The organism is Gordonia namibiensis NBRC 108229 (assembly GCF_000298235.1).
In the GTDB taxonomy this organism is placed as follows: domain Bacteria; phylum Actinomycetota; class Actinomycetes; order Mycobacteriales; family Mycobacteriaceae; genus Gordonia; species Gordonia namibiensis.
Genome location: NZ_BAHE01000012.1, coordinates 60,573 through 86,888, shown reverse-complemented (window position 1 = coordinate 86,888; position 26,316 = coordinate 60,573). Strand labels below are relative to the sequence as shown.

The window sequence follows — 26,316 nt, the reverse complement described above, 5'->3', positions numbered from 1 at the left end:
CCCCGCGTCGGCCCGCGCCGCCGCCACCGCCGGTGGCCCCGCCTCAGGAAGCCGCCGAGCGCTTCGACGACGCGGAGTTCACCGACGTCGACGCCCAACCCGTCTACGACGAACAGACCTACGACGAACCGGCCTTCGACGAGGCTGCCTATGCCGAGCCCGCACACACCGAGCCCGTGACGACGACGCCGCGCGGCGTGCGTGGTCGCGACGAGGACGACTGGTGGCCGGGTGCCGACGAGGCGGAACCGACGGCGGCTCCGCGACGTCCGCGCCAGCGCAGCCGGGAGAACCAGAAGAAGCGCCGCGCGGTGCTGGCGCTGGCGATCGTGTTCATGCTCGCGCTCGTCGGCGGCGTCGGCTACTACGGTCTGCGCTCCATGGGAGTCCTGGAGTCGCGCAAGGACTACACCAACACCGCAGGCGCCAGCGACGTGATCGTCGACATCCCGGAGAACTCGACCCTGTCCGACTTCGGCCAGATCCTTCTCGACGCCGATGTCGTCGGCAGCATGCGTGCTTTCCTCGACGCCGCGGACGGCCAGCCCATGTCCGGCGGCCTCTACAAGATGCGGACCCAGATCCCGGCGTCGACCGCCGTGGAGATGCTCACCGACGACAGTGCCCAGCACCGCGTCGGACGCGTGGTGATCCCGCCGGGTCTGCAACTCGATTCCAAGACCGGTATCGACGACAAGGTCACGCCGGGCATCTTCCAGTTGATCGAGGACGCCACGACGACCGAGATCAACGGTCAGCCCGAGGGTGTCACGGTGGCGCAGCTCGAAGAGGCGGCCGCCACCTCGACCCCCGAGGCGCTCGGGGTGCCGGATTGGGCGAAGGAGAACGTCGCGTCGATGACCGGCGACCATCGCCGCATCGAGGGCCTGATCGCGCCCACCACCTGGGAACGCGTCGAACCCGATCACAGCGCGGTGCAGATCCTCAACGAGATGATCACCAAGAGCGCGGCGATGTTCGACCAGTGGGGTCTGGTGGACGACAACAAATCCGGACTCTCGCCCTACGAGACGCTGATCGCCGCGTCGATCGTCGAACGCGAGGTGCGCCACGTCGAGGATGCCCCGAAGGTCGCCCGCGTCATCCGCAACCGGCTCGACGAGGATCAGCGGCTCGAGATGGACTCGACGCAGAACTACACCGCCGCCGTCACCAACATCGACGTGCACGGTGAGGCCTACAAGGCCGACAACGAGTGGAACACGTACCGCTACAAGGGTCTTCCGCCGACCCCGATCGCGGCCGTGGGTGTCCCCGCACTCGAGGCGATGCTCGACCCGGCACCGGGTTCGTGGCTGTACTTCGTCACCGTCGACACCGCGGGTACCACGCTGTTCGCCGACACCTTCGAGGAGCACAAGCGCAACCGCAACGTCGCCTGCAAGAACAAGCTCGTGTCGACGGGATGCCAGTGACCCGTTCGCCCTACGGTGACCGTCGCCGGGCGGCGGTGCTCGGTTCGCCGATCGCACACTCCAAGTCGCCCGCCGTCCACCTGGCCGCCTACCGGGCGCTGGGTCTCGACGACTGGACCTACGACCGGATCGAGTGCACGGCCGACCGGTTGCCCGAGATCGTCTCCGACGCGGCACCGGAGTTCATCGGGTTCTCGGTGACCATGCCGAACAAGCTGGCCGCCCTGGACTTCGCGACCGAGCGGACCGAACGGGCGGAACTGGTCGGATCGGCGAACACCCTCGTCCGCATCGACGGCGGGTGGCGGGCCGACTGCACCGACATCGACGGCATGACCGGCGCGCTGGCCGAACTGGGCGTCGACGCCGACCTCGCCGCGGGGGCCGCGCCCGACGCGGTCGTGGTCGGTGCCGGCGGCACGGCGCTGCCGACCGTCATGGCGCTCGCCGAGGTGGGCGTCTCGACGCTCTCGGTTGTCGCGCGCGACGCCGGCCGGGCCGGGTCGGTCCTGGAGCTGTGCGAGCGCCTCGGCATCGCCGGTGAGGTCGTTCCCTTCGACGCCGGGACAGCGCTCGAAAATCGTTGCCGGGCAGCGTCTGTCGTGGTGTCGACGGTGCCCGCACCGGCGGCCGAGACGCTTGCGCCCGTAATCGCCCACGCACGCAAGGTCGTCGACGTGATCTACGATCCCTGGCCGACGCCGCTCGCCGCCACCGTCGAGGCGGCCGGTGGCGTGGTCGTCGGGGGACTGGTCATGTTGCTGAACCAGGCCTTCCGTCAGGTCGAGCTGTTCACCGGACTGCCGGCACCCCGCGAGGCCATGACGAAGGTGCTCATCCCCAACGCCTGAGGCTGTGGAGACCGTCGACGACGCTGTCGGCGATACGCGCGAGGCTCGGCACATGGTCGAACCCGCGATCCTGTTCTGGTTGCTCGCGATCGCGGTCACCGACGCACGCACCCGGCGCATCCCCAATGCGATGGTGTGGCCTGGACTCTGTGCGGTGGCCGCCGTCGCGATCGCCCAACCCGCCGTGGGGCTCGCTGCTGCGGTGGCCGCGGCGCCGTACCTCCTGACGTTCACGGTCGGATGGTGCGGCGGCGGTGACGTGAAGCTCGCCTTCGTCTGCGGCGGTCTCGCGCTGCGCTGGGACACCGCGGTGGCGATGGTGGCGTGTGCGTCGCTCGTGTCGCTGGTGATCGCCCTGATGGACGTCGGGCGACGGGCACCGCTACGGGGACATGCGCACGCCCCGGCGCTCGTCGGTGCGCTGATCGCCGTGTTCGATCTGGCCTGACGACGCCCGCCCACGACCGCTGTCGGGGAGTTGTGGGGCACATGGAACAATTGATCACTGTGCTGCGCTGGATAACTGCCGGAGAATCCCACGGACCCGCCTTGGTCGCCCTCGTCGAGGGCATGGTCGCCGGGGTCGAGGTCACCTCGTCGGACATCGCCGAACAGCTCGCCCGCCGTCGCCTCGGCTACGGTCGCGGCGCGCGGATGAAGTTCGAGGCCGACAAGGTCACCGTGATCGGTGGCGTACGCCACGGACGCACGATGGGCGGCCCGGTCGCCATCGAGATCGGCAACACCGAATGGCCCAAATGGGAGACCGTCATGGCTGCCGACCCGGTCGATCCCGCCGAACTCGAGGGCAGCGCCCGCAACGCGCCGCTGACCCGTCCGCGTCCCGGCCACGCCGACTACTCGGGCATGCTCAAGTACGGCTTCGACGACGCCCGTCCGGTCCTCGAACGCGCCAGCGCCCGCGAGACCGCGGCACGCGTCGCCGCCGGCACCGTCGCCCGCAACTTCCTGCGTCAGGTCTTCGGCATCGAGGTCGTCTCGCACGTCATCTCGATCGGCGCCAGTGATCCCTACGTCGGCCCGCCGCCCCGCTACAGCGACCTCGAGGCCATCGACGCCAGCCCGGTCCGCGCTTTCGACGCCGCCGCCGAGAAGTCGATGATCGACGAGATCGAAGCCGCCAAGAAGGACGGCGACACCCTCGGCGGCGTCGTGGAGATCGTCGCCACCGGTGTGCCCGTCGGCCTCGGCTCGCATGTCAGCGGTGAGACCCGCCTCGACGCACGTCTGGCTGCCGCACTCATGGGCATCCAGGCAATCAAGGGCGTCGAGGTCGGCGACGGCTTCACCACCGCCCGCCGCCGCGGCAGCGAGGCCCACGACGAGATGGTCCCCGGACCCGACGGCGTGCTGCGCTCCACCAACCGTGCAGGCGGCCTCGAAGGCGGCATGACCAACGGCGAGGATCTGCGCGTCCGCATCGCGATGAAGCCGATCTCGACGGTGCCGCGCGCCCTGTCGACGGTCGACATGGAGACGGGGGAGACCGCCAGCGCGATCCACCAGCGCTCCGACGTGTGCGCCGTGCCCGCGGCCGGCGTGGTCGCCGAGGCCATGGTGGCGCTCGTCGTCGCCCAGGCGGCACTGGACAAGTTCGGCGGCGATTCGGTCGCCGAGACCGCCACCAACCTCGGCGCCTACCTGACTGCCGTCCACGCGCGCCCGCCGCGCCCATGACCCAGGTGCCGACCCCCACACGGGCGACCACAGGGCGCCGACCCAGCGCCGTGCTGATCGGCTTCATGGGCGCCGGCAAGTCGACCGTCGGGCGACTGCTCGCCGACCGGCTCGGGGTCGACTTCGTCGACACCGACATCGAACTGGTCCGGCGTACGGGGCGCTCCATCCCGGAGATCTTCGAATCCGACGGGGTCGACGGCTTCCGCACGATCGAGGAGAACGTCGTCTGCGACGTCCTCGACAATCACGGCGGGGTGGTCTCGCTCGGCGGGGGCGCGGTCACCACGGCGGGTGTCCGCGACGCATTGGCCGACCAGCGGGTGGTCTACCTGCGCGTCAGCCCCGAACGCGGCTATGAGCGGGTGTCCGGCACCGACCGCCCGCTGCTCGCCACCGAGGACCCGGCCGCCCGCTACGCGGAACTGCTCGCCGAGCGAACCGACATCTACTCGTCGGTGTGCACCTTCGAGGTCGACGCCGACGCCGCCCCGGACGCCGTCGCCGACGCCATCGTCTCCGAACTCGCCCGCGAACTCGACGTGAGGACACCAGAATGACCGACACCGAACCCGTTGCGATCCGCGTCAACGCGGGTGCGCCCTACGACGTGACGATCGGCCGCGGGCTGCTCGGCGAGGTCGCCGAGGCCGCCGCCGGCGCCGACCGCATCGCGATCCTGTACCAGCCGCCGCTGAACAAGACCGCCGAGCAGATTCGGGAATTCTTGGCCGACAAGGGTTTCGACGCCCACCGCATCGAGATCCCGGACGCCGAGGCGGGTAAGGACCTCTCGGTCGCCGCCTTCTGCTGGGAGGTCTTCGGCCGGATCGGTCTCAAGCGCAACGACAAGGTCATCAGCCTCGGCGGCGGTGCCGCGACCGACGTCTCCGGATTCGTCGCCGCCACCTGGATGCGCGGCATCGGCGTCATCCACGTCCCGACCACGCTGCTCGCGATGGTCGACGCCGCGGTCGGCGGCAAGACCGGCATCAACACCGAGGCGGGCAAGAACCTCGTCGGCTCGTTCCACGAACCCGACGCGGTCCTGATCGACATCGGCACCCTGGAGACCGTGCCCCGCAACGAGATCGTCGCCGGGCTCGCCGAGGTCATCAAGACCGGTTTCATCGCCGATCCGACGATCCTCGACATCATCGAGGCCGACCCGGAGGCCGCGCTCGACCCCACCAGCCCGGTCCTCCCGGATCTGATCCGCCGCTCGGTGCAGGTGAAGGCCGACGTCGTCTCGGCCGATCTCAAGGAGTCCTCGCTGCGCGAGATCCTCAACTACGGCCACACCCTGGGCCACGCGATCGAGCGCCGCGAGCGGTACCGCTGGCGTCACGGCGCCGCGGTGTCGGTGGGCCTGGTGTTCGCCGCCGAGTTGGCCCGCCTCGCCGGACGTCTCGACGACGCGACCGCCGACCGCCACAAGTCGGTGCTGGAGCTCGTCGGCCTGCCGACGACCTACGATCCCGACGCCTTCCCCGACCTGCTCGAGGGGATGGCGGGGGACAAGAAGAACCGCTCCGGTGTGCTGCGGTTCGTCGTGCTCGACGGCCTGGCCAAGCCGGGCCGTCTCGAGGGACCCGATCCGGGACTCCTCGCCGCCGCATACTCGGCCGTCGCGGGCGGGGCGGGCAAGAGCACGTCGGTCCTGCTCTAGGCGCACGCGCCCAGAAACGAACGAACCCCACGACCTCGAGGCCGTGGGGTTCGTTGTTTGTCGGAGTGGCTACTGGGCGGTCGCGTCGGCGTGACGGTCCTCGTGGACCGACCAGTCGTCCTCGGGGGCGCCCTTGTTCTGGTCGCGGCGGATCAGCCAGCGGCCGATGGCCGCACCGACGAACGCCGGGACGAACACCAGCAGCGCGGTGAACGAGGCGCCGGCGATCAGCTCGACGAACAGGCCGGCCTGGCCGATGCCGGCGAGGACCGTGTTGCCGAGGATCCAGGAGATCAGTCCGGCGATCACACCGGCCATGACACCCGCCTTCAGCCAGCGGACGGTGAGGTCCTCGTAGTCGTCCGGATCGGGGTTGGCGCGGGCATCACGGATGCCGTCGAAACCGCCCCAGACCAGGGCGATGAGGACGACCGCCGCGATGGTGACGGTGCGCCACACGGTGGAGTTCAGCGGGGCCTCGACCACCGCGACACCGAGCAGGATCCGGGCGAGGACGTGAACGGCGGTCATCGTCAGACCGCGTACCAACCACGAAGACATGCGCGTCATACTACGCATCTGTGCCGTGATCGCCGACACACCCGGTCGATCCGGCCGGTCCAGCGTGCCGGGTTCGCACTGTGCGTCGTCCCGCCGTAGCGTTGCTCGGGTGCCGATCATCCACGACACAGCAGCCCGGCGAGACCGGCTGCGGAGCCAGTTACGTGAGCGTCCCGACGCCGAGCAGGTGTCGGCGTTCGTGGTCTCCGACCTCGTCAACGTCCGCTATCTGACCGGCTTCACGGGGTCCAACGCGGCGGTTCTCATCGACGTGTCCGATCCCGCGGGGGACCGGATCGCCACCGACGGCCGCTACCTCACCCAGGTCGCCGCGCAGGTGCCGGACGTCGAGTCCGTCATCGAACGGGCCTGCGTGCCGGCGCTGGTCGTCCACGCGCGGACCGCGGGTGCGTCGCGGATCGGCTTCGAGGCCGACGCCGAGACCGTCGCAGGCCACCGTGCCCTGACCGCATCGATCGAGGACTCCGGTGTCGGACTGGTCGGCCTCACCGGCGTCGTGCAGGCGCTGCGTTCGGTCAAGGACGCGGGGGAGATCGCGCTGCTGCGTGCCGCCTGCGCGATCGGAGACGCCGCACTCGCCCAGATCATCGCCGACGGCGTCCTGCGTGCCGGCACCACCGAACGCCAGGCCGCCCGTGCGCTGGAGTTCGAGATGTACCGCCTCGGCGCCGACGGCATCGCCTTCGAGACCATCGTGGCCGCTGGTGCGCATTCGGCGATCCCGCATCACCGGCCCACGCACACCGCACTGGCCGACGGCGATCTCGTGAAGATCGACTTCGGTGCAGTCGTCGGCGGGTACCACTCCGACATGACCCGCACCTTCGTGTTGCGTCGCGCTGCGGACTGGCAACGCGACATCTACGACCTCGTCGCCGCCGCGCAGGCCGCCGGACGGGCGGCTCTGCGCCCGGGTGCGGATCTACGGCAGGTGGACGCCGCCGCGCGCGACGTCATCGACGAGGCGGGGCACGGCGACCACTACGTGCACGGCCTCGGCCACGGCGTGGGCCTCGAGATCCACGAAGCGCCGGGAATCGGCAAACTCGCGGCGGGTACACTGCCATGCGGTGCTGCGGTCACCGTGGAGCCCGGTGTGTACCTACCCGGATGGGGTGGGGTCAGGATCGAGGACACCCTGGTCGTCACACAAGGCGACCCGGAACTGTTGACCACCACCGACAAGACATTCACCGTCATCTGACTGCAAGGGAAGAAACACCACATGGCGACCACCGCCGATTTCAAGAACGGCCTCGTGCTGCGCATGGACGACCAGCTCTGGCAGATCCAGGAGTTCCAGCACGTCAAGCCGGGCAAGGGCCCCGCGTTCGTGCGCACCAAGATCAAGAACGTGCTGAGCGGCAAGACCGTCGACAAGACCTTCAACGCCGGCGTCAAGGTCGAGACCGCCACCGTCGACCGTCGGGACATGACCTTCCTGTACAACGACGGCACCGACTACGTCTTCATGGACGCACAGGACTACGAGCAGTTCTCGCTGCCGCCGGCCGTCGTCGGCGACGGCGCACGCTTCCTGCTCGAGAACATGACCGTCCAGGTCTCGCTCAACGAGGGCAACCCGCTGTTCGTCGAACTCCCGGTCACCGTCGAGCTCGTCGTCGCCCAGACCGACCCGGGTCTGCAGGGTGACCGCTCCACCGGCGGCACCAAGCCCGCCACGCTGGAGACCGGTGCCGAGATCCAGGTGCCCCTGTTCATCAACACCGGTGACAAGCTCAAGGTCGACTCGCGTGACGGCAGCTACCTCGGCCGCGTCAACTCCTGACCTGTGAAACAACCCGGAACCCGACACAAGGCGCGGCGGCGCGCGGTCGACCTTCTCTTCGAGGCCGAGGCCAAGAAGGTCAGCCCCGCGCAGCTCGTCGCCGAACGCCGTGAGTACGTCCGCAGTGACGAGAGCGTCGGCTCGATCCACGACTACACCGCCACGGTGATCAACGGTCTCGCCGACGATCAGGACCAGATCGACGCGGTCATCTCCTCCCATCTGCGGGAGTGGACGCTGGAGCGTCTGCCCGCCGTCGACCGCGCCATCATGCGCCTGGCGACCTGGGAGCTGTTCAACTCGCTCGACGTCGACACCATCGTGGTGGTCGACGAGGCGGTGGAGCTCGCCAAGGAGCTGTCCACCGACGACTCGCCGGCCTTCGTCAACGGAGTGCTCGCCAAGATCGCCGAGCTCGCGCCGCAGGTCCGAGCCGCCGCGTCCGCCGAGCCGCGGCCGTCGGGTGACGCCGAGTAGTACGGAAGATCTCATGCCATCGGTCCCGGTCGTGTTCGCGACCGGGACCGATTGCTGTGGCGCAGGTCGCTGGAATTCGTCTGTCTCGCGACGCGGTGTAAAGTGTCGCAAGACAGACATCCTTTAACGATCCGTCCTGCGAGGCGGAGAAGGAGGTCGGCTTTGGCCAGCCCCGCCCCCAGGGTGCTGCTCGATGCCGCTGACGTGTCGCGCACGATTGCCCGTGTCGCACACCAGGTGATCGAGAAGACAGCTCTGGACTCGCCTGACGCCCCGCGCGTCGTTCTCATCGGAATCCCCACTCGCGGAACATCTCTCGCGACCCGATTGGGTTCCAAGATCGGCGAGTTCGCCAACGTCGAGGTGCCGGTCGGCTACCTCGACATCACTCTCTACCGCGACGATCTGCGCGGTAAGCCCCATCGCCCGCTCGAACGGACCATGGTCCCGGCCGGCGGCGTCGACGGCGCGATCGTGATCCTCGTCGACGACGTGCTCTACTCCGGACGCACGGTCCGCGCCGCGCTCGACGCTCTGCGTGACCTCGGCCGCCCCGCCGCGGTTCAGCTCGCGGTGCTGGTGGATCGCGGTCACCGCGAATTGCCGTTGCGCGCAGACTATGTCGGCAAGAACATTCCCACCGCTCGCGACGAGCAGGTGTCGGTACACCTTACCGAACACGACGGGATCGACCAGGTCGTCTTGAGTTCGGCCGCGAACACCGTTGCCGCCGAGGGTGATTCCTGATGCGGCATTTGCTTTCCACGCAGGATCTCACCCGCGAGGAGGCCACCGCGCTGCTCGACGACGCCGAGCGTTTCGAGCAGGCGCTGACCGGTCGCGAGGTCCGCAAGCTGCCGACGCTGCGCGGCCGCACCGTCATGACGGTGTTCTACGAGAACTCGACCCGCACCCGCGTCTCCTTCGAGGTCGCCGGAAAGTGGATGAGCGCCGACGTCATCAACGTCAGCGCCTCGAGTTCCTCTGTGGGTAAAGGCGAATCGCTGCGCGACACGGTCAAGACCCTGCACGCCGCAGGTGCCGACGCACTGATCGTCCGGCACCCCGCATCGGGCGCACCCGCCCAGATCGCCGACTGGACCACCGATTCCGACGGTGAGGGCCCGGCGATCATCAACGCCGGCGACGGCACACACGAGCACCCGACGCAGGCACTGCTCGACGCGCTCACCCTGCGCCAGCGGCTCGGTTCGCTGGACGGGCGTCGCATCGCGATCGTCGGCGACGTGGTGCACTCGCGGGTCGCCCGGTCCAACGCGCACCTGCTGTCGACCCTCGGTGCCGAGGTCGTCCTCGTCGCCCCGCCGACCCTGCTCCCGGCGGGAGTGGGCGAGTGGCCGGTCACCGTCTCGGGCAACCTCGACGCCGAACTGCCGGCGGTCGACGCGGTCATGATGCTGCGCGTGCAGGCCGAGCGTATGAACGGCGGGTTCTTCCCGAGCGCCCGCGAGTACTCGGTTCGCTTCGGTCTCAACGACCGTCGCCTCGCGATGCTCTCCGACGACGCGGTCGTGCTGCACCCCGGCCCGATGCTGCGTGGCATGGAGATCGGCTGGTCGGTCGCCGACTCGCCCAAGGCCACCGTCCTCGAACAGGTCCGCAACGGCGTGCACGTCCGCATGGCGGTGCTCTTCCGCCTTCTCGTCGGTTCCGATTCGGCGGGAGCCCAGCTGTGACGCTGAATACGCACACCCCCAGCACGTCAGGAGTTCGCAAGTGACCGCCCCGGCAACCGGAACCGTCCTGCTCGGTGATGTTCGCCCCTACGGCGAAGGCGAGCCGGTCGATGTTCTCGTCGTCGACGGTGTGATCACCGAGATCGGTGCAGGACTGTCTGCACCCGCGGGCGCCGAGCGCATCGAGGGCAAGGGCGGCGTCCTGCTGCCCGGTTTCGTCGACCTCCACACACATCTGCGCGAACCCGGCCGCGAGGACACCGAGACCATCCGGTCCGGCTCCGAGGCCGCCGCCCTGGGCGGCTACACCGCGGTCTTCGCGATGGCCAACACCAGCCCGGTCGCCGACAACTCGACCGTCACCGACAATGTGTGGCGCTCTGGCCGCGAGGTCGGCCTCGTCGACGTGTACCCGGTGGGTGCCGTCACCGTCGGTCTCGAGGGCAAGCAACTCGCCGAGATGGGCATGATGAACGCCGGAGCCGCGGGCGTCCGGATGTTCAGCGACGACGGCAAGTGCGTCTACGACCCGCTGGTCATGCGCCGCGCCCTGGAGTACGCGACCGGTCTGGGCGTGCTCATCGCCCAGCATGCCGAGGAGCCGCGCCTGACCGTAGGTGCCGTCGCCAACGAGGGCCCGACCGCATCCCGGCTGGGCCTGGCCGGCTGGCCGCGTGCCGCCGAGGAGTCGATCGTCATCCGCGACGCACTGCTCGCCCGGGATGCCGGCGCCCGCATCCACATCTGCCACGCCTCGACCGAGGGCACCGTCGAACTGCTGCGGTGGGCCAAGGACCAGGGGATCGCGATCACCGCCGAGGTGACCCCGCACCACCTGCTCCTCGACGACTCGCGTCTCGAAACATATGACCCGGTCAACAAGGTCAATCCACCGCTGCGCGAGGTCCGTGACAAGGAAGCCCTGCGGCAGGCCCTCGCGGATGGGATCGTCGACTGTGTGGCCACCGACCACGCACCGCACGCCGCGCAGGAGAAGTGCTGCGAGTTCGCCCAGGCCAAGCCGGGCATGCTCGGGCTGCAGACCGCGCTGCCGATTGTCGTCGAGACCCTGGTTAAGCCGGGACTCCTCGACTGGCGCGGCGTCGCACGGGTGATGAGCGAGCGGCCCGCACAGATCGTCGAACTGACCGATCAGGGCCGCCCGATCGAGGTCGGTGAGCCGGCCAACCTCACCGTCGTCGACCCGGACACCTCGTGGGTGGTCCGCGGCGACGAACTGGCCAGCCTGTCGCGCAACACTCCGTACGAGGAGATGACGATGCCGGCGACCATCACCGCCACGGTCCTGCGCGGCGTGATCACCACCCGCGAGGGCCGGGTGACCCGATGAGCCCCGAGTCCCGGCGCGGACTGGTCCCGGGCGTCATCCTCATCCTCGTGGCCGCGTCGCTCTTCACCACGTGGCTCGGCTACGGCAGGTTCGTGTTCAACGCGTGGTTCATCGGCGTGTGCGTGCTGATCGTGATCGGCCTGCTGTCGATGTTCTACCTGCTGATCACCGGCAACAAGAAGAAGCAGGCGGCACAAGCCGAGCTCATCGGCGAACTGCCGCCCACCCCGGCCGATCTCGGGGCGGAGCAGCGCGGCCCCGACACCGGCCTCTACCTCGGCAGTACCATGGCGCCGAGCTGGCAGAACCGCGTGGTCGTGGGAGACATCTCCGACCGCGCGTCGGCGACGATCACCGAGTTCGCGGAGGGAATCCTCATCTCCCGACAGGGTGCGAGCGACATCTGGATTCCCCGCGCGGCGATCACGGCGGTACGCACCGAACGCGGCATCGCGGGCAAGGTGATGAGCGCCGACGGTGTCCTGGTGATCCGATGGGTCCTGCCCAGCGGCACCGAGATCGACACGGGTATCCGCGCCGACGACAAATCGATCTATCCCGGCTGGGTGAACGCCTTTGCCGGGCAGCATGACAGTGGACAGGGGACACAGGAATGAACACAGCGGTCTTGGTGCTGGAGAACGGCCAGGTGTTCACCGGCCGGAGCTTCGGCGCAGTGGGCGAGACCCTCGGTGAAGCGGTGTTCTGCACCGCGATGACCGGCTACCAGGAGACCCTGACCGACCCGAGTTACCACCGGCAGATCGTCGTGGCCACCGCGCCGCAGATCGGCAACACCGGCTGGAACACCGAGGACGGCGAGAGCACCGGCAGCGCGGGCAGCACCGGGGTCGAGGGCGACTCCGGCAAGATCTGGGTGGCCGGATATGCGGTGCGAAATCCCACGCGTCGCGTCTCCAACTGGCGTGCCACCACCTCGCTCGAGGACGAACTCGTCAAGCAGGGGATCGTCGGCATCGGCGGGATCGACACCCGCACCGTGGTCCGCATCCTCCGTGACCACGGCTCGATGAAGGCCGGCATCTTCTCCGGGCCGGCACTGGCCGGCACCGACGAACTCGTCGGCCGCGTCCGCAACCAGCCGGACATGAAGGGCGCCAAGCTCGCCGACGAGGTCACCACCTCCGACGGGTACGTCGTGGAGCCGGTCGACCAGCACCGGTTCACCGTCGCGGCCATCGACCTCGGGATCAAGACCAACACCCCGCGGATGTTCGCCGAGCGCGGCGTCCGCACGCACGTGCTGCCGTCGAACATCGCGCTCGACGCGATCGCCGACATCAAACCCGACGGTGTGTTCCTGTCGAACGGCCCGGGTGACCCGGCGACCGCCGACGACGTCGTCGAGCTCACCCGCGGCGTCCTCGGTCAGGACCTGCCGCTGTTCGGTATCTGCTTCGGCAACCAGATCCTGGGCCGGGCCCTCGGCCGGTCCACCTACAAGATGAAGTTCGGGCACCGGGGCATCAACATCCCGGTTGTCGACCATGCCACCGGCAAGGTCTCGATCACCTCGCAGAACCACGGCTTCGCACTCGAGGGTGAGGCGGGGGAGGAGTTCGACTCCGACTTCGGCCGCGCGCGGGTCAGCCATGTCTGCGCCAACGACGGAACCGTGGAGGGCCTCGAGCTGCTCTCCGGCCGCGCCTTCTCCGTGCAGTACCACCCGGAGGCGGCCGCCGGGCCCCACGACGCCGCGTATCTGTTCGACAAATTCGTCACCCTGCTCGAGGGTGACCGTGCGCAAGGAGCGAGTGCCTGATGCCGCGCCGCGAAGACATCAACCACGTCCTGGTCATCGGCTCCGGCCCGATCGTCATCGGCCAGGCCTGTGAATTCGACTACTCGGGCACCCAGGCCTGCCGCGTGCTCAAGGCCGAGGGCCTGCGCGTCAGCCTGGTGAACTCCAACCCGGCGACGATCATGACCGACCCGGAGTTCGCCGATGCCACCTACATCGAGCCGATCACGGCCGAGTTCGTGGAGAAGGTGATCGAGGCCGAGCGCGACGCCGGTCATCCCATCGACGCCGTGCTCGCCACCCTCGGCGGGCAGACCGCGCTGAACACCGCGGTCGCACTGCACGATCGCGGCTCGCTGGAGAAGTACGGCATCGAGCTGATCGGTGCCGACTTCGACGCCATCCAGCGCGGCGAGGACCGTCAGATGTTCAAGGACATCGTGGAGAAGGTCGGCGGCGAGAGCGCCCGCTCCCGCGTCTGCCACACGATGGACGAGGTCCGCGAGACCGTCGCCGAACTCGGCTTCCCGGTCGTCGTGCGGCCGTCGTTCACCATGGGCGGTCTCGGCTCGGGCATGGCCTACGACGACGCCGACCTCGAGCGGATCGCCGGTGGCGGTCTCGCCGCCTCACCGACGGCCAACGTCCTCATCGAGGAGTCGATCCTCGGGTGGAAGGAATACGAGCTCGAGCTCATGCGCGACAACCGCGACAACGTGGTGGTCGTCTGCTCGATCGAGAACCTCGACCCGGTCGGCGTGCACACCGGCGACTCGGTGACCGTCGCCCCGGCGATGACCCTCACCGACCGCGAATACCAGATCATGCGTGATCTCTCGATCGACATCCTGCGCGAGGTCGGCGTCGACACCGGCGGCTGCAACATCCAGTTCGCCCAGGACCCGCGCGACGGCCGCCTCGTCGTCATCGAGATGAACCCGCGTGTGTCGCGGTCGTCGGCCCTGGCGTCGAAGGCCACCGGCTTTCCGATCGCCAAGATCGCCGCGAAGCTGGCCATCGGTTACAGCCTCGACGAGATCGTCAACGACATCACCAAGGAGACCCCGGCCTGCTTCGAGCCCACGCTCGACTACGTCGTGGTCAAGGCTCCGCGGTTCGCGTTCGAGAAGTTCCCCGGCGCCGACGACACCCTGACCACCACGATGAAGTCGGTGGGCGAGGCGATGAGCCTCGGCCGCAGCTTCGCCGAGGCGCTCGGCAAGGTCATGCGTTCGCTGGAGACCAAGGCCGGCGGTTTCTGGGTGGAGGCCAACCGGCCCGACCCGAAGACCGTCGACCTGCCCGCGTTGCTCGAGGAGATCAAGACGCCGAAGGACGGGCGTCTGTACAAGCTGATGCTGGCCTTCGACGCCGGCGCCACCATCGAGCAGCTCTACGAGGCCACCGCGATCGACCCGTGGTTCCTGGCCGAGATCGGCGGCATCGCCGCACTCGGTGCCGAGATCCGCGACGCCGACACCCTCGACGAGGCGCTGCTGCGCGAGGCGAAGTCGAACGGCTTCTCCGATCGTCAGATCGCCGCGCTCCGTTCGGAATTCGAGGACGAGGCCGCGGTGCGCGCGCATCGTCTGTCGCTCGGTGTGCGCCCGGTCTACAAGACCGTCGACACCTGTGCGGCCGAGTTCGAGGCGAAGACGCCGTATCACTACTCGACCTACGAGCTCGATCCCGCGGCGACCAGCGAGATCGCGCCGCAGCCGGATCGTCCGAAGGTGCTGATCCTCGGTTCGGGCCCCAACCGCATCGGTCAGGGCATCGAATTCGACTACTCGTGTGTCCACGCCGCGCTCACCCTCAGCGAGGCCGGGTACGAGACCGTGATGGTCAACTGCAACCCGGAGACGGTCTCGACCGACTACGACACCGCCGATCGTCTGTACTTCGAGCCGCTGACCTTCGAGGACGTGCTCGAGGTCTACTACGCCGAATCCCAGTCGGGCACCGTCGCCGGTGTCATCGTGCAGCTCGGCGGCCAGACCCCGCTGGGTCTCGCACGGCGGCTCGAGGAGGCGGGTGTCCCGATCGTCGGCACCAGCCCGGCCGCCATCGACCTCGCAGAGGATCGCGGCGAGTTCGGCAAGGTCCTCACCGAGGCCGGCCTGCCCGCCCCGGCGTTCGGCACCGCGACCAGCTTCGCCGAGGCGCGCGACACCGCCGCCCGCATCGGGTACCCGGTGCTGGTGCGTCCGTCGTACGTGCTCGGTGGGCGCGGCATGGAGATCGTGTACGACGAGAAGTCCCTGGAGGACTACATCTCTCGTGCCACCGAGCTCACCCCCGACCACCCGGTGCTCGTCGACCGTTTCCTCGAGGACGCGGTGGAGATCGACGTCGACGCCCTGTGCGACGGCGACGAGGTCTACATCGGCGGCGTCATGGAGCACATCGAGGAGGCCGGTATCCACTCCGGTGACTCCGCGTGTGCGCTGCCGCCGGTCACCCTCGGTCGCGCCGACCTCGAGATGGTCCGCACCTCCACCGAGGCGCTCGCCAAGGGCATCGGGGTGCAGGGTCTGCTCAACGTCCAGTACGCACTCAAGGACGACGTCCTCTACGTGCTCGAGGCGAATCCGCGTGCGAGCCGCACGGTTCCGTTCGTCTCCAAGGCGACCGCGGTGCCGCTGGCCAAGGCCTGTGCCCGCGTCATGCTCGGCGCGTCGATCGCCGACCTGCGCAAGCAGGGCATCCTGCCCGAGACCGGCGACGGCGGCGAGTCCCCCTCGACCGCGCCGATCTCGGTGAAGGAAGCGGTCCTGCCGTTCAACCGGTTCCGGCGCGAGGACGGCAGCGGTGTCGACAACCTGCTCAGCCCGGAGATGAAGTCCACCGGTGAGGTCATGGGCATCGACGCCGACTTCGGTCGCGCGTTCGCCAAGTCGCAGACCGCCGCCTACGGATCGCTGCCCACCAGCGGCAAGATCTTCGTCTCGGTCGCCAACAAGGACAAGCGGGCGCTGATCTTCCCGGTCAAGCACCTCGCCGACCTCGGCTTCGAGATCCTGGCCACCGAGGGCACCGCGGATGTGCTGCGCCGCAACGGAATCAAGTGCGAGACCGTGCTCAAGCACTTCGAGGCCGCCGAGGGACAGCGCACGGTCGTCGACATCATCCGCGCCGGTGAGGTCACCATGGTGATCAACACCCCGTACGGCAACTCGGGCCCGCGTGTCGACGGTTACGAGATTCGCAGCGCGGCGGTCTCGGTCAACATCCCGTGCATCACCACGGTGCAGGGCGCCAGTGCCGCGGTGCAGGGCATCGAGGCCGCCATCAACGGTGACGTCGCGGTGCGCTCGATCCAGCGACGCCACGCGGACATGGCCGGCCGGTCGTGACGGAAGCGTCCGGTTTCGGCGCCCGCTACCGGCAGGTGACGGCCGAACGCGGACGCCTGTGCGCAGGCATCGACCCGCACGCGGCGCTGCTGACCGACTGGGGCCTGGACGTGTCCGTCGACGGGTTGTCCCGTTTCGCCGACATCTGCGTCGAGGCGCTGGCCCCGTCGGCGGCGGTGATCAAGCCGCAGGTCGCCTTCTTCGAGCCGTTCGGTGCCGCGGGTTTCGCGGTACTCGAACGGGTCATCGCGGGTTGCCGCGAGGCCGGTGCCCTGGTGATCGCCGACGCCAAACGCGGTGACATCGGCTCGACCATGTCTGCCTACGCGCGGGCTTGGTTGGCCGATGCCTCACCGTTGTGCAGCGACTCGGTGACCGCCTCGCCCTACCTCGGATACGAATCGCTGCGTCCTGCGCTGGATCTGGCCCGTGAGGGCCGGCGTGGTGTGTTCGTGCTGGCCCGAACGTCGAACCCGGAGGGTGCCGACGTACAGAAGGCCCTGACCGAGAAGACCTCGGCGGGGGAGCGGACGGTCGCGCAGTCCATCGTCGACGCCGCGGCGGCCGAGAACGCCGACGGCACGGCCACGGTCGGTCTCGTCGTGGGTGCCACCCGCGAGCACGGACTCGACCTCGCCGACCTGAACGGTCCGATCCTGGCGCCGGGTCTGGGCGCCCAGGGCGCCACCGCGGAGGACCTGAAGGTGGTCTTCGACGGTGCGGACCCGGCCTGGGTGCTCCCGGCGAGTTCGCGTGGCGTGCTCCGCGCAGGTCCCGACGTCGCTTCGCTGCGGAACGCGTTCGTACAGGCGCGGGACGAGGTCGAGTACGCCCTCGGCTGACGCCGACGTGGCCGGGGGAGCCCGCGACACGCTCGAACCGCGATCGAATTCCGCGCGGATCTGGTCACATCACTCCAGTCACATCTGTCTCAGGGTGTGAACCGCGCGATCGCATGTATTTCGCATGGCTATCGACCTCCGTCGCCAGCGTCACTGCTGTGACCTGCAGGTTCGGTACAAAAGCCGTAGTCAGAGCGTTGCAACGATGAGTGAAGCGTCGATGTGGCGGAGCGAACCACCGCGGTGCACTACAACATGAGAAAACACCGCGAAAACGGGGGGTCGCGCTCGCAAATGCCTGATCACGTGGGTACGGTCGCATTCGCCGCCAACAATCGGTGATGCCGGACGGGTCCCCACCCGACCGCATCGTTGCGAAGACGACGCAGCGTCACCAGTGTGGCAACAGCCGTCGGACGCCCCCGGGCGGACGATGACAGTCCCAATCAAGAACGAAAGACGGAGGAACCCGTGGCCCTTCCCCAGTTGACTGACGAGCAGCGCGCCGCTGCGTTGGAGAAGGCAGCTGCCGCTCGTCGCGTCCGCGCGGAGCTCAAGGAGCGCCTCAAGCGCGGTGGCACCGATCTCCAGCAGGTGCTCAAGGATGCCGAGAACGACGAGATCCTGGGCAAGATGAAGGTCTCGGCACTGCTCGAGGCCCTGCCCAAGGTCGGCAAGGTCAAGGCTCAGGAGATCATGACCGAGCTGGAGATCGCCCCGACCCGCCGCCTGCGCGGTCTCGGCGACCGTCAGCGCAAGGCTCTGCTCGAGAAGTTCAGCTCCTGAGCGTGAGCATCGCAACCGAACACGGCAGCGTGACGAGCACGTGGGACCGGCGGTGACCAACCGGCCGGATACCGCGGGAGCCGCACGCACGAGGGGTCGACTGATTGTCTTGGTCGGCCCCTCGGCCGTCGGCAAGTCCACCGTGGTCGCCAAGGTGCGCGCCGCGTTGCCCGACCTGTACTTCAGCGTCTCGGCGACCACCCGTGCACCGCGTCCCGGTGAGGTCGACGGCCGCGACTACTACTTCGTGTCCGCCGAGGACTTCGACAAGATGATCGCCGGTGAAGAGCTCCTGGAGTGGGCGGAAATCCATGGTGGCCTGCAGCGATCGGGCACCCCGCTCGCGCCCGTCCTCGCGGCTCTGGAGGCCGGTAAACCCGTTCTGGTGGAGGTCGACCTGGTCGGGGCGCGCAATGTCGTCGCCCGGTTGCCCGAGGCGACCACCGTCTTCCTCGCGCCGCCGAGCTGGGACGAACTGGTGGCCCGGCTGACCGGTCGCGGCACCGAGAGCCCCGAGGCGATCGAGCGCCGGCTGGCCACCGCGAAGGTCGAGATGGCCGCCCGAGACGAGTTCGACCACGTCATCGTGAACAGCGAAGTCGACCGAGCGGCCTCCGACTTGGTATCCTTGCTGGTCGGACCTGAGCAGCCCACCGCGCCCGCGACCTGACCAGCCTCTCTGACATCCCAGACCTCGACGCAGGAGTTTGTGTGACCACCCCGACCAATTTCGACATCACCGAGATCGCCGACGCACCGGCATACGACACGCCGCTGGGTATCACCAATCCGCCGATCGACGATCTCCTCGAGCGCGCCTCGTCGAAGTACGCTCTCGTCATCTACGCGGCCAAGCGTGCCCGCCAGATCAACGACTACTACAACCAGCTCGGCGACGGCATCCTCGAGTACGTCGGCCCGCTGGTCGAGCCGGGCCTGCAGGAGAAGCCGCTGTCGATCGCGATGCGCGAGATCCACTCCGACCTGCTCGAGCACACCGAGGGCGAATAGTCTCGGCGTCGGGATGACCAAACCGACCAAGACACGACGCCGGATCCTCATCGGCGTCGGTGGAGGCATCGCCGCATACAAGGTGTGTTCGGTGATCCGCCACTTCACCGAGTCCGGGCACGAGGTCCGCGTGGTGCCGACCCCCGCCGCTCTCAAGTTCGTCGGCAAGGCGACCTTCGAGGCACTGAGCGGTAATCCGGTCAGCACCACCGTTTTCGACGACGTCGACGAGGTCGCGCATGTGCGTCTGGGCCAGGGCGCCGACCTCGTCATCATCGCGCCGGCGACCGCGGACCTCATGGCCCGCGCCGCTCAGGGACGCGCCGACGACCTGCTTACCGCTTCGCTGCTCACCGTGCGGTGCCCGGTGCTCTTCGTGCCGGCCATGCACACCGAGATGTGGGAGCACCCGGCCACCCAGGCCAACATCGCGACGCTGCGCGAACAGGGCTCGACGGTCATGACCCCGGCGTCCGGTCGGCTCACCGGCACGGATTCCGGCCGCGGCCGTCTCCCTGACCCGCAGGAGATCGCGCTCATCGGCGAGCTGCTCCTCGACCGCGCCGACGCCCTGCCGTACGACCTCGACGGTGTCCGCGTACTGATCAGCGCCGGCGGCACCCGCGAACCCCTCGATCCCGTGCGCTACCTGGGCAATCACAGCTCGGGCAAGCAGGGATTCGCGCTGGCCCGCGCGGCCGCACAGCGCGGCGCGAGCGTCACCGTCGTCGCCGGTTCGACCGCCGACCCCGGCGATCCCGCCGGTGTCCACATCGTGCGGATCTCCAACGCGCAGGAACTCGCCGAGGAGATGACCAAGCGGGCGGCCGACGCCGATGTCGTCATCATGGCCGCCGCCGTCGCCGACTTCCGGCCCATCGCGGTGGCCGACGCCAAGATCAAGAAGGGCGATCAGGGTCCGGCCCCGATCGAACTCACCACCAACCCCGACATCCTCCGCGGGCTGGTCGAGGCGCGGGACGACGGTCGGATTCCGTCCGAGACAGTGATCGTCGGCTTCGCGGCGGAGACCGGCGACGAGACCGGCGGGGTCCTCGAACACGGTCGGGCCAAACTCGCCCGCAAGGGATGCGACCTGCTCGTGGTGAACGCGGTCGGCGACGGCAAGGCGTTCGGCACCGAGGACAACACCGGTTGGCTGCTGTCGGCCAAGGGTGACGAGACCGCTCTGCCCTTCGGATCTAAAACACTCATGTCGAGTCGGATACTTGACGAAGTGCGTCAACTGGTGCCTGATGGTCGGGGGGCCTGAGCGGCGCCGCGACAGCAACTGCCTGCTGTGTAGTTTTGAAAGTGACTCCACCGGCCACAACGACGGCCGATACCTGCCAAACGGCGCCGGAACCATCCGCGCGCGAGATCTCGAGAGGATCTGATGACCACCTCGTCACGCCTGTTCACGAGCGAATCCGTCACCGAGGGACATCCCGACAAGATCTGTGACGCGATCAGCGACTCGATCCTCGACGCCATCCTCACCGACGACCCGAAGGCCCGGGTCGCGGTCGAGACCCTGGTGACCACCGGCCAGGTCCACGTCGCGGGCGAGGTCACCACCACGGCCTACGCCGACATCCCCGGCATCGTCCGCGCCAAGATCCTCGAGATCGGCTACGACTCCTCGACCAAGGGCTTCGACGGCGCGTCGTGCGGTGTCAACGTCGCCATCGGCGCGCAGTCCCCGGACATCGCGGGCGGCGTCTTCAACTCCCACGAGAGCCGCAGCGGGATCTCCGAGGACGAGATCGACAGCCAGGGCGCCGGCGACCAGGGCCTGATGTTCGGTTACGCCACCAACGAGACCCCCGAGCTGATGCCGGTGCCGATCGCACTCGCGCACCGTCTGTCGCGTCGTCTCACCGAGGTCCGCAAGGACGGCACGCTGCCGTACCTGCGTCCCGACGGCAAGACCCAGGTCACCATCGAATACGACGGTGACATCCCGGTCCGTCTCGACACCGTCGTCCTGTCGACCCAGCACGCCGCCGACATCGACCTCGACAACCTGCTGGCTCCCGACATCAAGAAGCAGGTCGTCGACGCCGTTCTCGCCGACATCGACCTGCCGAACCTCGACACCTCCGACTACCGCCTGCTGGTCAACCCGACCGGCAAGTTCGTCCTCGGCGGTCCGATGGGCGACGCCGGCCTGACCGGCCGCAAGATCATCGTCGACACCTACGGTGGCATGGCCCGCCACGGTGGCGGCGCCTTCTCCGGCAAGGACCCGTCGAAGGTCGACCGCAGCGCCGCCTACGCGATGCGCTGGGTCGCCAAGAACGCGGTCGCCGCGGGCCTGGCCAACCGCATCGAGGTCCAGGTCGCCTACGCCATCGGCAAGGCCGCTCCGGTCGGTCTGTTCGTCGAGACCTTCGGCACCGAGCACGTCGACCCGGCGGTCATCGAGCGCGTCATCAAGGAGAACTTCGACCTGCGTCCGCTCGCGATCATCCGCGACCTGGACCTGCTGCGTCCGATCTACGGTCCGACCGCCGCGTACGGCCACTTCGGTCGCACCGACGTCGATCTGCCGTGGGAGCGGACCGACCGCGCGGACAAGCTGCGCGCGGCCGCCGGACTCTGACCCCGAAGGGCGCAGTCCCTGCCCCCGAAAGGCGCACGGGTCCCGGCTGATTCGCTGCCGGTTGCCCGTGTGCTGCCCATACTCGGACTCGCACACCTCGACCGACCGTTCGACTACCTGATCGACTCCGATCAGGATGCGACGGCGGTTCCGGGGGTGCGGGTCCGCGTTCGGTTCGCCGGTCGTCTGATCGACGGATTCCTGCTCGATCGGATCGAGAAGAGCGATCACCCCGGCAAGCTGGGCTGGCTCGACCGTGTCGTCTCCGCCGAGCCTGTCCTGTCACCGGAACTGGCCTCGCTGTGCCGCGCCGTCGCCGACCGCTATGCGGGCACCATGGGAGATGTTGTCCGGCTGGCGATTCCGCCACGTCACGCACGCACCGAAAAGGAGATGACGCCGGAACCGACGACCGTCGTCGAGGCGCCCGACCCGGAGGCGTGGCGACGCTACCCGCTGGCAGAGTCGTTCTTCGAGGCGATTGCCGACGGTGGGCACCCGCGTGCGGCGTGGCAGGCGCTGCCGGGGGAGGACTGGCCCCGCAGACTCGCCGAACTCGCCGCGACGACCCTGGCGGCCGGGCGCGGCTGCATCATCATCGTGCCCGACCAGCGGGACCTCGACCGGGTGTGGGCGGAATGTGAACCGCTCATCGGCGATCGGGGAGTCGCGCTGGCCGCCGGTCTCGGTCCCACCGCGCGGTACCGCCGCTGGCTCGCCGCACGACGCGGTGCGGCGAAACTCGTGATCGGCACGCGCAGTGCGGTGTTCGCACCCGTCACCGACCTCGGTCTCGTCGTCGTCTGGGATGACGGCGACGACAGCATGGCCGATCCCCGCGCGCCGTACCCGCACCCGCGTGAAGTCGCGGTCCTGCGGTCGCATCAGGAACGGTGCGGACTGGTGCTCGGCGGCTTCGCCCGGACCGCGGAGGCGCAGGCGCTCGTCGCATCGGGGTGGGCACACGACCTCGTCGCCGACCGACCGCTCGTCCGCCACCGCAGTCCGCGTGTGCAGGCAATCTCCGACGACGACCGCCAGATCGCCCGGGATCCGATGGCGAGGTCCGCGCGGATCCCCGAGGTCGCCTTCGACGCGGCCCGCTCAGCGTTCGCCGCCGACCAGCCGGTTGTCTTCAGCGTCCCGCGCCGCGGCTACGTGCCGTCGCTGGCGTGTACGCGGTGTCGCGAGCACGCTCGATGCCGCGCGTGCAACGGACCCCTGCAGATGGATGGCAACCAGCGTCTGAGTTGCCGCTGGTGCGGCCGCCCGGAGCCGGTCTTCCGCTGTCCCGAGTGCGGCAACACGAAGGTGCGCGCGACGGTCACCGGCGCTCGACGCACCGCCGAGGAACTGGGACGTGCCTTCGCAGGTGTGCCGGTCCACACGAGCGGCGGCGACACCATCCTCGACGAGATCGAACCGGGCGCACGACTCGTCGTCGCGACGCCGGGCGCCGAACCGGTCGCACCAGACGGTTACGGCGCGGCGATCGTCGTCGACACCTGGGCACAACTCGACCGTGCCGATCTACGCGCGGAGGAACACGCCGTCCGACGCTGGATGGCGTTGGCCGGCATGGTCCGGCCGCATGGCGAGGGCGGCCGCGTGGTCATCGTCGCCGACTCGACCCTGGCCCCTGTCCAGGCGCTGATCCGTTGGGACCCTGTCGGATTCGCGTCGCTCCAACTGAACGAGCGCGTCGAACTGGGATTCCCGCCGGCGGTCACGATGGCCTCGGTCGACGGGCCCACGCAGGTCATCACCGACTTCGTCGAACACCTCGAACTGCCCGAGGGTGCGGACGTTCTCGGGCCGGTACCGCTCCCGCCCGGGGTGCGACCGCCGGCTGGGAGCGCTGAGTGGGAGGCCGCCGCGGACGACGAGATGGACCGCATCCTGGTGCGGCTGCCGCGCAAGCACGGACGGCTTCTGGCAGAGGCTCTCGCCGCCGGGCAGGCACGACGCAACACGCACCGGCAGACCGGGCCGATCCGGGTCCAGGTGGACCCGCCTACGATCGGATGAATGCGCATCGTTTTCGCCGGCACCCCCGAGGTGGCCGTGCCGTCGTTGCAGGCCCTTCTCGACTCGCCGTCGCATGAGGTCGTCGGTGTCATCACCCGGCCCGACGCGGTGTCGGGTCGCGGCCGCAAGGTCGTGCGGTCACCGATCGGCGTCCTCGCCGACGAGCACGGCCTGGAAGTGATCACCCCGCGTCGGATGTCCGAACCCGATGTCGCCGAGACGTTGCGACGCTGGGCGCCGGACTGCGCGGCAGTGGTCGCCTACGGTGGCCTCGTGCCCGAGGATCTGCTCGCGCTGCCGACCCACGGCTGGATCAACCTGCACTTCTCGGTGTTGCCCGCGTGGCGCGGAGCGGCGCCGGTGCAGGCCGCGATCGCCGCGGGTGACGAGGTGACCGGTGCCAGCACCTTCCGGCTGGAGAAGGGCCTGGACACCGGGCCGGTGTACGGCATCCTGACCGAGACCATCCGGCCGACCGACACCAGCGGCGACCTGCTCGCCCGTCTCGCCGACGCCGGGGCCGGCCTGCTCGTCAACACGCTCGACGGCATCGAGGCCGGGGGACTCATCCCCGAACCGCAACCCGCGGCCGGCGTCAGCCACGCGCCCAAGGTCGAGGTCGAGGATGCGCGTATCCGCTGGGATCTGCCCGCGCACATCATCGATCGCCTCATCCGCGCCTACACGCCGGCGCCCGGGGCGTGGACGAGTCTCGACGACGCCCGGATCAAGGTGGGCCCGGTGCGTCCCGTCGCGGAGGACGATGCGTCGCTACCGGAATCGGTTCGTGCCGAGCCGTTGCCCGCGGGTGCGATCGCGGTGACGAAGAAGGCGGTGTTCGTCGGAACCGGTTCGACACCGGTGAAACTCGGCACGGTACAACCGCCGGGTAAGAAGCCGATGCCGGCCGCCGACTGGGCGCGCGGCGCCCGACTGACCGATGGGACGGTACTGGGATGAGTGCGGATCGCCGACCGAGCCGGGGCAAGCGGGACAACAACTCCGCGAAGTTCCGGCAGAAGGACCTCGACCCGGCCCGCGTCGCGGCGCGGGACACGCTACGCGCGGTTCGTGAGCGGGACGCCTACGCGAACCTGGTCCTCCCGAAGATGCTGCGGGACCGCAAGATCGAGGGCCGGGACGCCGCGTTCGCGACCGAACTCGCCTACGGCACCGCACGTGCACAGGGCCTGCTGGATGCGGTGATCGCCGCGGCGGCCAAGCGGCCCGTCGAGGAGATCGACGGCCCGGTGCTCGACGTGCTGCGGCTGGGCGCCTATCAGCTGCTGCGGACGCGCGTGGGTTCCCATGCGGCGGTGTCGACGTCGGTGGATCTCGTACGTTCTGAGAACGGCATGGGCCCTTCGGGTTTCGCCAACGCCGTGCTGCGCAAGGTGTCGCAGAAGGACGAGGACATGTGGGTCGAGGAGCTCGCGCCGTCGCCCGCCGAGGACCTCGTCGGCTACCTGGCCTTCCAGTACGCGCATCCGCGCTGGATCGCGGAGGTGTTCCGCGACGCACTCGGCGGTTCGGCCGGCCAGTTGCAGGCGGCGCTCGCCGCCGACGACGAACGGCCGCCCGTGCACCTGGTCGCCCGGCCGGGCTACATCACCGCCGAGGAACTGGCGCTGACCAGCGGGGGAGAGGAAGGCAACTTCTCGCCGTACTGCGTGTACCTGCCCAGCGGTGATCCCGGTGACGTCGACGCTATCCGCGAAGGCTACGCCGGTGTCCAGGACGAGGGCAGCCAGCTGATCGCGCGTGCGGTCACGGTCGCCGAGGTCGCCGACGACTCCGGCCGCTGGCTCGACATGTGCGCCGGACCCGGCGGCAAGGCCGCGCTGATCGGTGCGCTCGCCGAGATCGATGCCGCCCGACTCGATGCCATCGAGGTGTCGAAGCATCGCGCCGAACTGATTCGCAAGGTGGTCAGCGACCTGCCGGTGACCATCCACGTTGCCGACGCCCGGTCGAGCGGCCTCGAACCCGGATACGACCGCATCCTGCTCGACGCGCCTTGTTCCGGTCTCGGCTCGCTGCGCCGCAGGCCCGAATCCCGTTGGCGCCGAACAGCTGGCGATGTCGATGAACTCGTCGTGCTGCAGAAGGAGTTGCTCACCGAGGCGCTTCGGCTGGTCAAACCCGGTGGCGTGGTGGTCTATTCGACGTGCTCGCCGCACCCGGCCGAGACCACGTCGGTGGTCGCCGATGTTCTGGCATCGGTGCAAGGTGCGCGTCAACTCGACGCCCGCCCGCTGGTGACCGTCGGCAAGCTCGGGCCGGAGCTTCTCGGCGATGGGCCGCACGTTCAGCTGTGGCCGCATATCCACGGCACGGATGCGATGTTCCTGGCGGCGCTGACCCGGGACTGATCGT

Annotated in this window: 25 protein-coding genes; 24 read left to right on the top strand and 1 reads right to left on the bottom strand. The window is 69.0% G+C overall.

Translation table 11 applies throughout. The annotated features are described in order from the left end of the window. The 6 genes from mltG to aroB all read left to right on the top strand — a co-directional run. A partial coding sequence (gene mltG, locus GONAM_RS08495) for an endolytic transglycosylase MltG (RefSeq protein ID WP_006866347.1) occupies window positions 1-1,436 on the top strand: 1,436 nt, incomplete at its 5' end. Continuing rightward, window positions 1,433-2,287 carry a shikimate dehydrogenase gene (locus GONAM_RS08490; protein ID WP_006866346.1) on the top strand — a complete coding sequence of 285 codons (855 nt, stop codon included), beginning with the start codon at window positions 1,433-1,435 and terminating at the stop codon, window positions 2,285-2,287. The genes mltG and GONAM_RS08490, both read left to right, overlap by 4 nt. A gap of 52 nt (window positions 2,288-2,339) precedes the next feature. Next, entirely contained in the window at window positions 2,340-2,735 is a 396-nt protein-coding gene (locus GONAM_RS08485; protein WP_040535821.1) for an A24 family peptidase, read from the top strand. Between the two features lie 41 nt (window positions 2,736-2,776). Next, window positions 2,777-3,985, top strand: a complete 1,209-nt coding sequence (gene aroC / locus GONAM_RS08480; RefSeq protein ID WP_006866344.1) for a chorismate synthase — start codon at window positions 2,777-2,779, stop codon at window positions 3,983-3,985. Beyond that, the gene (locus GONAM_RS08475) at window positions 3,982-4,545 is read left to right on the top strand and encodes a shikimate kinase (protein ID WP_006866343.1); all 564 of its coding nucleotides are present in this window, start codon (window positions 3,982-3,984) and stop codon (window positions 4,543-4,545) included. Before aroC ends, GONAM_RS08475 begins: the two co-directional genes overlap by 4 nt. Beyond that, window positions 4,542-5,654 (top strand): 3-dehydroquinate synthase, encoded by a 1,113-nt coding sequence (gene aroB, locus GONAM_RS08470; protein WP_006866342.1) that lies wholly within the window; start codon window positions 4,542-4,544, stop codon window positions 5,652-5,654. Before GONAM_RS08475 ends, aroB begins: the two co-directional genes overlap by 4 nt. Before the next feature lie 69 nt (window positions 5,655-5,723). Here the strand turns inward: aroB and GONAM_RS08465 are convergent, their stop codons facing one another. Next, complete coding sequence (locus GONAM_RS08465) at window positions 5,724-6,215, bottom strand: B-4DMT family transporter (RefSeq protein ID WP_006866341.1); 492 nt, start codon at window positions 6,213-6,215, stop codon at window positions 5,724-5,726. Between the two features lie 109 nt (window positions 6,216-6,324). Here GONAM_RS08465 and GONAM_RS08460 point away from each other — a divergent pair, with 109 nt between their 5' ends. The 18 genes from GONAM_RS08460 (at window position 6,325) to GONAM_RS08375 (ending at window position 26,312) form a co-directional block, all read left to right on the top strand. Continuing rightward, entirely contained in the window at window positions 6,325-7,440 is a 1,116-nt protein-coding gene (locus tag GONAM_RS08460; RefSeq protein WP_006866339.1) for a M24 family metallopeptidase, read from the top strand. 21 nt (window positions 7,441-7,461) lie between these two features. Then, a complete protein-coding gene (gene efp, locus GONAM_RS08455; RefSeq protein WP_006357194.1) occupies window positions 7,462-8,025 on the top strand; it encodes an elongation factor P in 564 nt (187 codons plus the stop codon). Between the two features lie 3 nt (window positions 8,026-8,028). Further along, window positions 8,029-8,502 (top strand): transcription antitermination factor NusB, encoded by a 474-nt coding sequence (gene nusB / locus GONAM_RS08450; protein ID WP_006357195.1) that lies wholly within the window; start codon window positions 8,029-8,031, stop codon window positions 8,500-8,502. A 162-nt stretch (window positions 8,503-8,664) separates the two neighbouring features. Next, window positions 8,665-9,249 (top strand): bifunctional pyr operon transcriptional regulator/uracil phosphoribosyltransferase PyrR, encoded by a 585-nt coding sequence (pyrR, locus tag GONAM_RS08445; protein ID WP_005197120.1) that lies wholly within the window; start codon window positions 8,665-8,667, stop codon window positions 9,247-9,249. Further along, on the top strand, window positions 9,249-10,199 hold the full coding sequence (locus tag GONAM_RS08440) for an aspartate carbamoyltransferase catalytic subunit (RefSeq protein ID WP_006866336.1): 951 nt from the start codon (window positions 9,249-9,251) through the stop codon (window positions 10,197-10,199). Before pyrR ends, GONAM_RS08440 begins: the two co-directional genes overlap by 1 nt. Window positions 10,200-10,239: 40 nt before the next feature. After that, entirely contained in the window at window positions 10,240-11,550 is a 1,311-nt protein-coding gene (locus GONAM_RS08435; RefSeq protein WP_006866335.1) for a dihydroorotase, read from the top strand. After that, window positions 11,547-12,167, top strand: a complete 621-nt coding sequence (locus GONAM_RS08430; RefSeq protein WP_006866334.1) for a PH-like domain-containing protein — start codon at window positions 11,547-11,549, stop codon at window positions 12,165-12,167. Before GONAM_RS08435 ends, GONAM_RS08430 begins: the two co-directional genes overlap by 4 nt. Then, on the top strand, window positions 12,164-13,333 hold the full coding sequence (carA, locus tag GONAM_RS08425; RefSeq protein WP_006866333.1) for a glutamine-hydrolyzing carbamoyl-phosphate synthase small subunit: 1,170 nt from the start codon (window positions 12,164-12,166) through the stop codon (window positions 13,331-13,333). Before GONAM_RS08430 ends, carA begins: the two co-directional genes overlap by 4 nt. Beyond that, complete coding sequence (carB, locus tag GONAM_RS08420; protein WP_006866332.1) at window positions 13,333-16,668, top strand: carbamoyl-phosphate synthase large subunit; 3,336 nt, start codon at window positions 13,333-13,335, stop codon at window positions 16,666-16,668. The genes carA and carB overlap by 1 nt, the downstream gene beginning before the upstream one ends. Then, window positions 16,665-17,510, top strand: coding sequence for an orotidine-5'-phosphate decarboxylase (gene pyrF, locus GONAM_RS08415; RefSeq protein ID WP_006866331.1), 846 nt, complete (start codon window positions 16,665-16,667; stop codon window positions 17,508-17,510). The genes carB and pyrF overlap by 4 nt, the downstream gene beginning before the upstream one ends. Before the next feature lie 471 nt (window positions 17,511-17,981). Further along, the gene (gene mihF, locus GONAM_RS08410) at window positions 17,982-18,296 is read left to right on the top strand and encodes an integration host factor, actinobacterial type (RefSeq protein WP_004021989.1); all 315 of its coding nucleotides are present in this window, start codon (window positions 17,982-17,984) and stop codon (window positions 18,294-18,296) included. 40 nt (window positions 18,297-18,336) lie between these two features. Continuing rightward, the gene (gene gmk, locus GONAM_RS08405; RefSeq protein ID WP_006866330.1) at window positions 18,337-18,966 is read left to right on the top strand and encodes a guanylate kinase; all 630 of its coding nucleotides are present in this window, start codon (window positions 18,337-18,339) and stop codon (window positions 18,964-18,966) included. Between the two features lie 41 nt (window positions 18,967-19,007). After that, on the top strand, window positions 19,008-19,307 hold the full coding sequence (rpoZ, locus tag GONAM_RS08400) for a DNA-directed RNA polymerase subunit omega (RefSeq protein WP_006357204.1): 300 nt from the start codon (window positions 19,008-19,010) through the stop codon (window positions 19,305-19,307). Window positions 19,308-19,320: 13 nt separating this feature from the next. After that, window positions 19,321-20,580 carry a bifunctional phosphopantothenoylcysteine decarboxylase/phosphopantothenate--cysteine ligase CoaBC gene (gene coaBC, locus GONAM_RS08395; RefSeq protein ID WP_006866329.1) on the top strand — a complete coding sequence of 420 codons (1,260 nt, stop codon included), beginning with the start codon at window positions 19,321-19,323 and terminating at the stop codon, window positions 20,578-20,580. A 123-nt stretch (window positions 20,581-20,703) separates the two neighbouring features. Further along, complete coding sequence (gene metK, locus GONAM_RS08390; RefSeq protein WP_006866328.1) at window positions 20,704-21,912, top strand: methionine adenosyltransferase; 1,209 nt, start codon at window positions 20,704-20,706, stop codon at window positions 21,910-21,912. 69 nt (window positions 21,913-21,981) lie between these two features. Beyond that, entirely contained in the window at window positions 21,982-23,940 is a 1,959-nt protein-coding gene (locus GONAM_RS08385; protein WP_006866327.1) for a primosomal protein N', read from the top strand. Continuing rightward, window positions 23,941-24,900, top strand: a complete 960-nt coding sequence (gene fmt, locus GONAM_RS08380) for a methionyl-tRNA formyltransferase (protein ID WP_006866326.1) — start codon at window positions 23,941-23,943, stop codon at window positions 24,898-24,900. Next, window positions 24,897-26,312, top strand: coding sequence for an RsmB/NOP family class I SAM-dependent RNA methyltransferase (locus tag GONAM_RS08375; RefSeq protein ID WP_006866325.1), 1,416 nt, complete (start codon window positions 24,897-24,899; stop codon window positions 26,310-26,312). Before fmt ends, GONAM_RS08375 begins: the two co-directional genes overlap by 4 nt. The last annotated feature ends 4 nt before the right edge of the window (window positions 26,313-26,316 follow it).

Excerpts from the sequence above, each read along its gene's own strand:
- GONAM_RS08485 (WP_040535821.1), top strand. The coding sequence starts at position 2,340 with ATGGTCGAACCCGCGATCCTGTTCTGGTTGCTCGCGATCGCGGTCACC.
- aroC (WP_006866344.1), top strand. The coding sequence starts at position 2,777 with ATGGAACAATTGATCACTGTGCTGCGCTGGATAACTGCCGGAGAATCC.
- GONAM_RS08475 (WP_006866343.1), top strand. The coding sequence starts at position 3,982 with ATGACCCAGGTGCCGACCCCCACACGGGCGACCACAGGGCGCCGACCC.
- aroB (WP_006866342.1), top strand. The coding sequence starts at position 4,542 with ATGACCGACACCGAACCCGTTGCGATCCGCGTCAACGCGGGTGCGCCC.
- GONAM_RS08465 (WP_006866341.1), bottom strand. The coding sequence starts at position 6,215 with ATGTCTTCGTGGTTGGTACGCGGTCTGACGATGACCGCCGTTCACGTC.
- efp (WP_006357194.1), top strand. The coding sequence starts at position 7,462 with ATGGCGACCACCGCCGATTTCAAGAACGGCCTCGTGCTGCGCATGGAC.
- GONAM_RS08440 (WP_006866336.1), top strand. The coding sequence starts at position 9,249 with ATGCGGCATTTGCTTTCCACGCAGGATCTCACCCGCGAGGAGGCCACC.
- GONAM_RS08430 (WP_006866334.1), top strand. The coding sequence starts at position 11,547 with ATGAGCCCCGAGTCCCGGCGCGGACTGGTCCCGGGCGTCATCCTCATC.
- carA (WP_006866333.1), top strand. The coding sequence starts at position 12,164 with ATGAACACAGCGGTCTTGGTGCTGGAGAACGGCCAGGTGTTCACCGGC.
- carB (WP_006866332.1), top strand. The coding sequence starts at position 13,333 with ATGCCGCGCCGCGAAGACATCAACCACGTCCTGGTCATCGGCTCCGGC.
- coaBC (WP_006866329.1), top strand. The coding sequence starts at position 19,321 with ATGACCAAACCGACCAAGACACGACGCCGGATCCTCATCGGCGTCGGT.
- metK (WP_006866328.1), top strand. The coding sequence starts at position 20,704 with ATGACCACCTCGTCACGCCTGTTCACGAGCGAATCCGTCACCGAGGGA.
- fmt (WP_006866326.1), top strand. The coding sequence starts at position 23,941 with ATGCGCATCGTTTTCGCCGGCACCCCCGAGGTGGCCGTGCCGTCGTTG.
- GONAM_RS08375 (WP_006866325.1), top strand. The coding sequence starts at position 24,897 with ATGAGTGCGGATCGCCGACCGAGCCGGGGCAAGCGGGACAACAACTCC.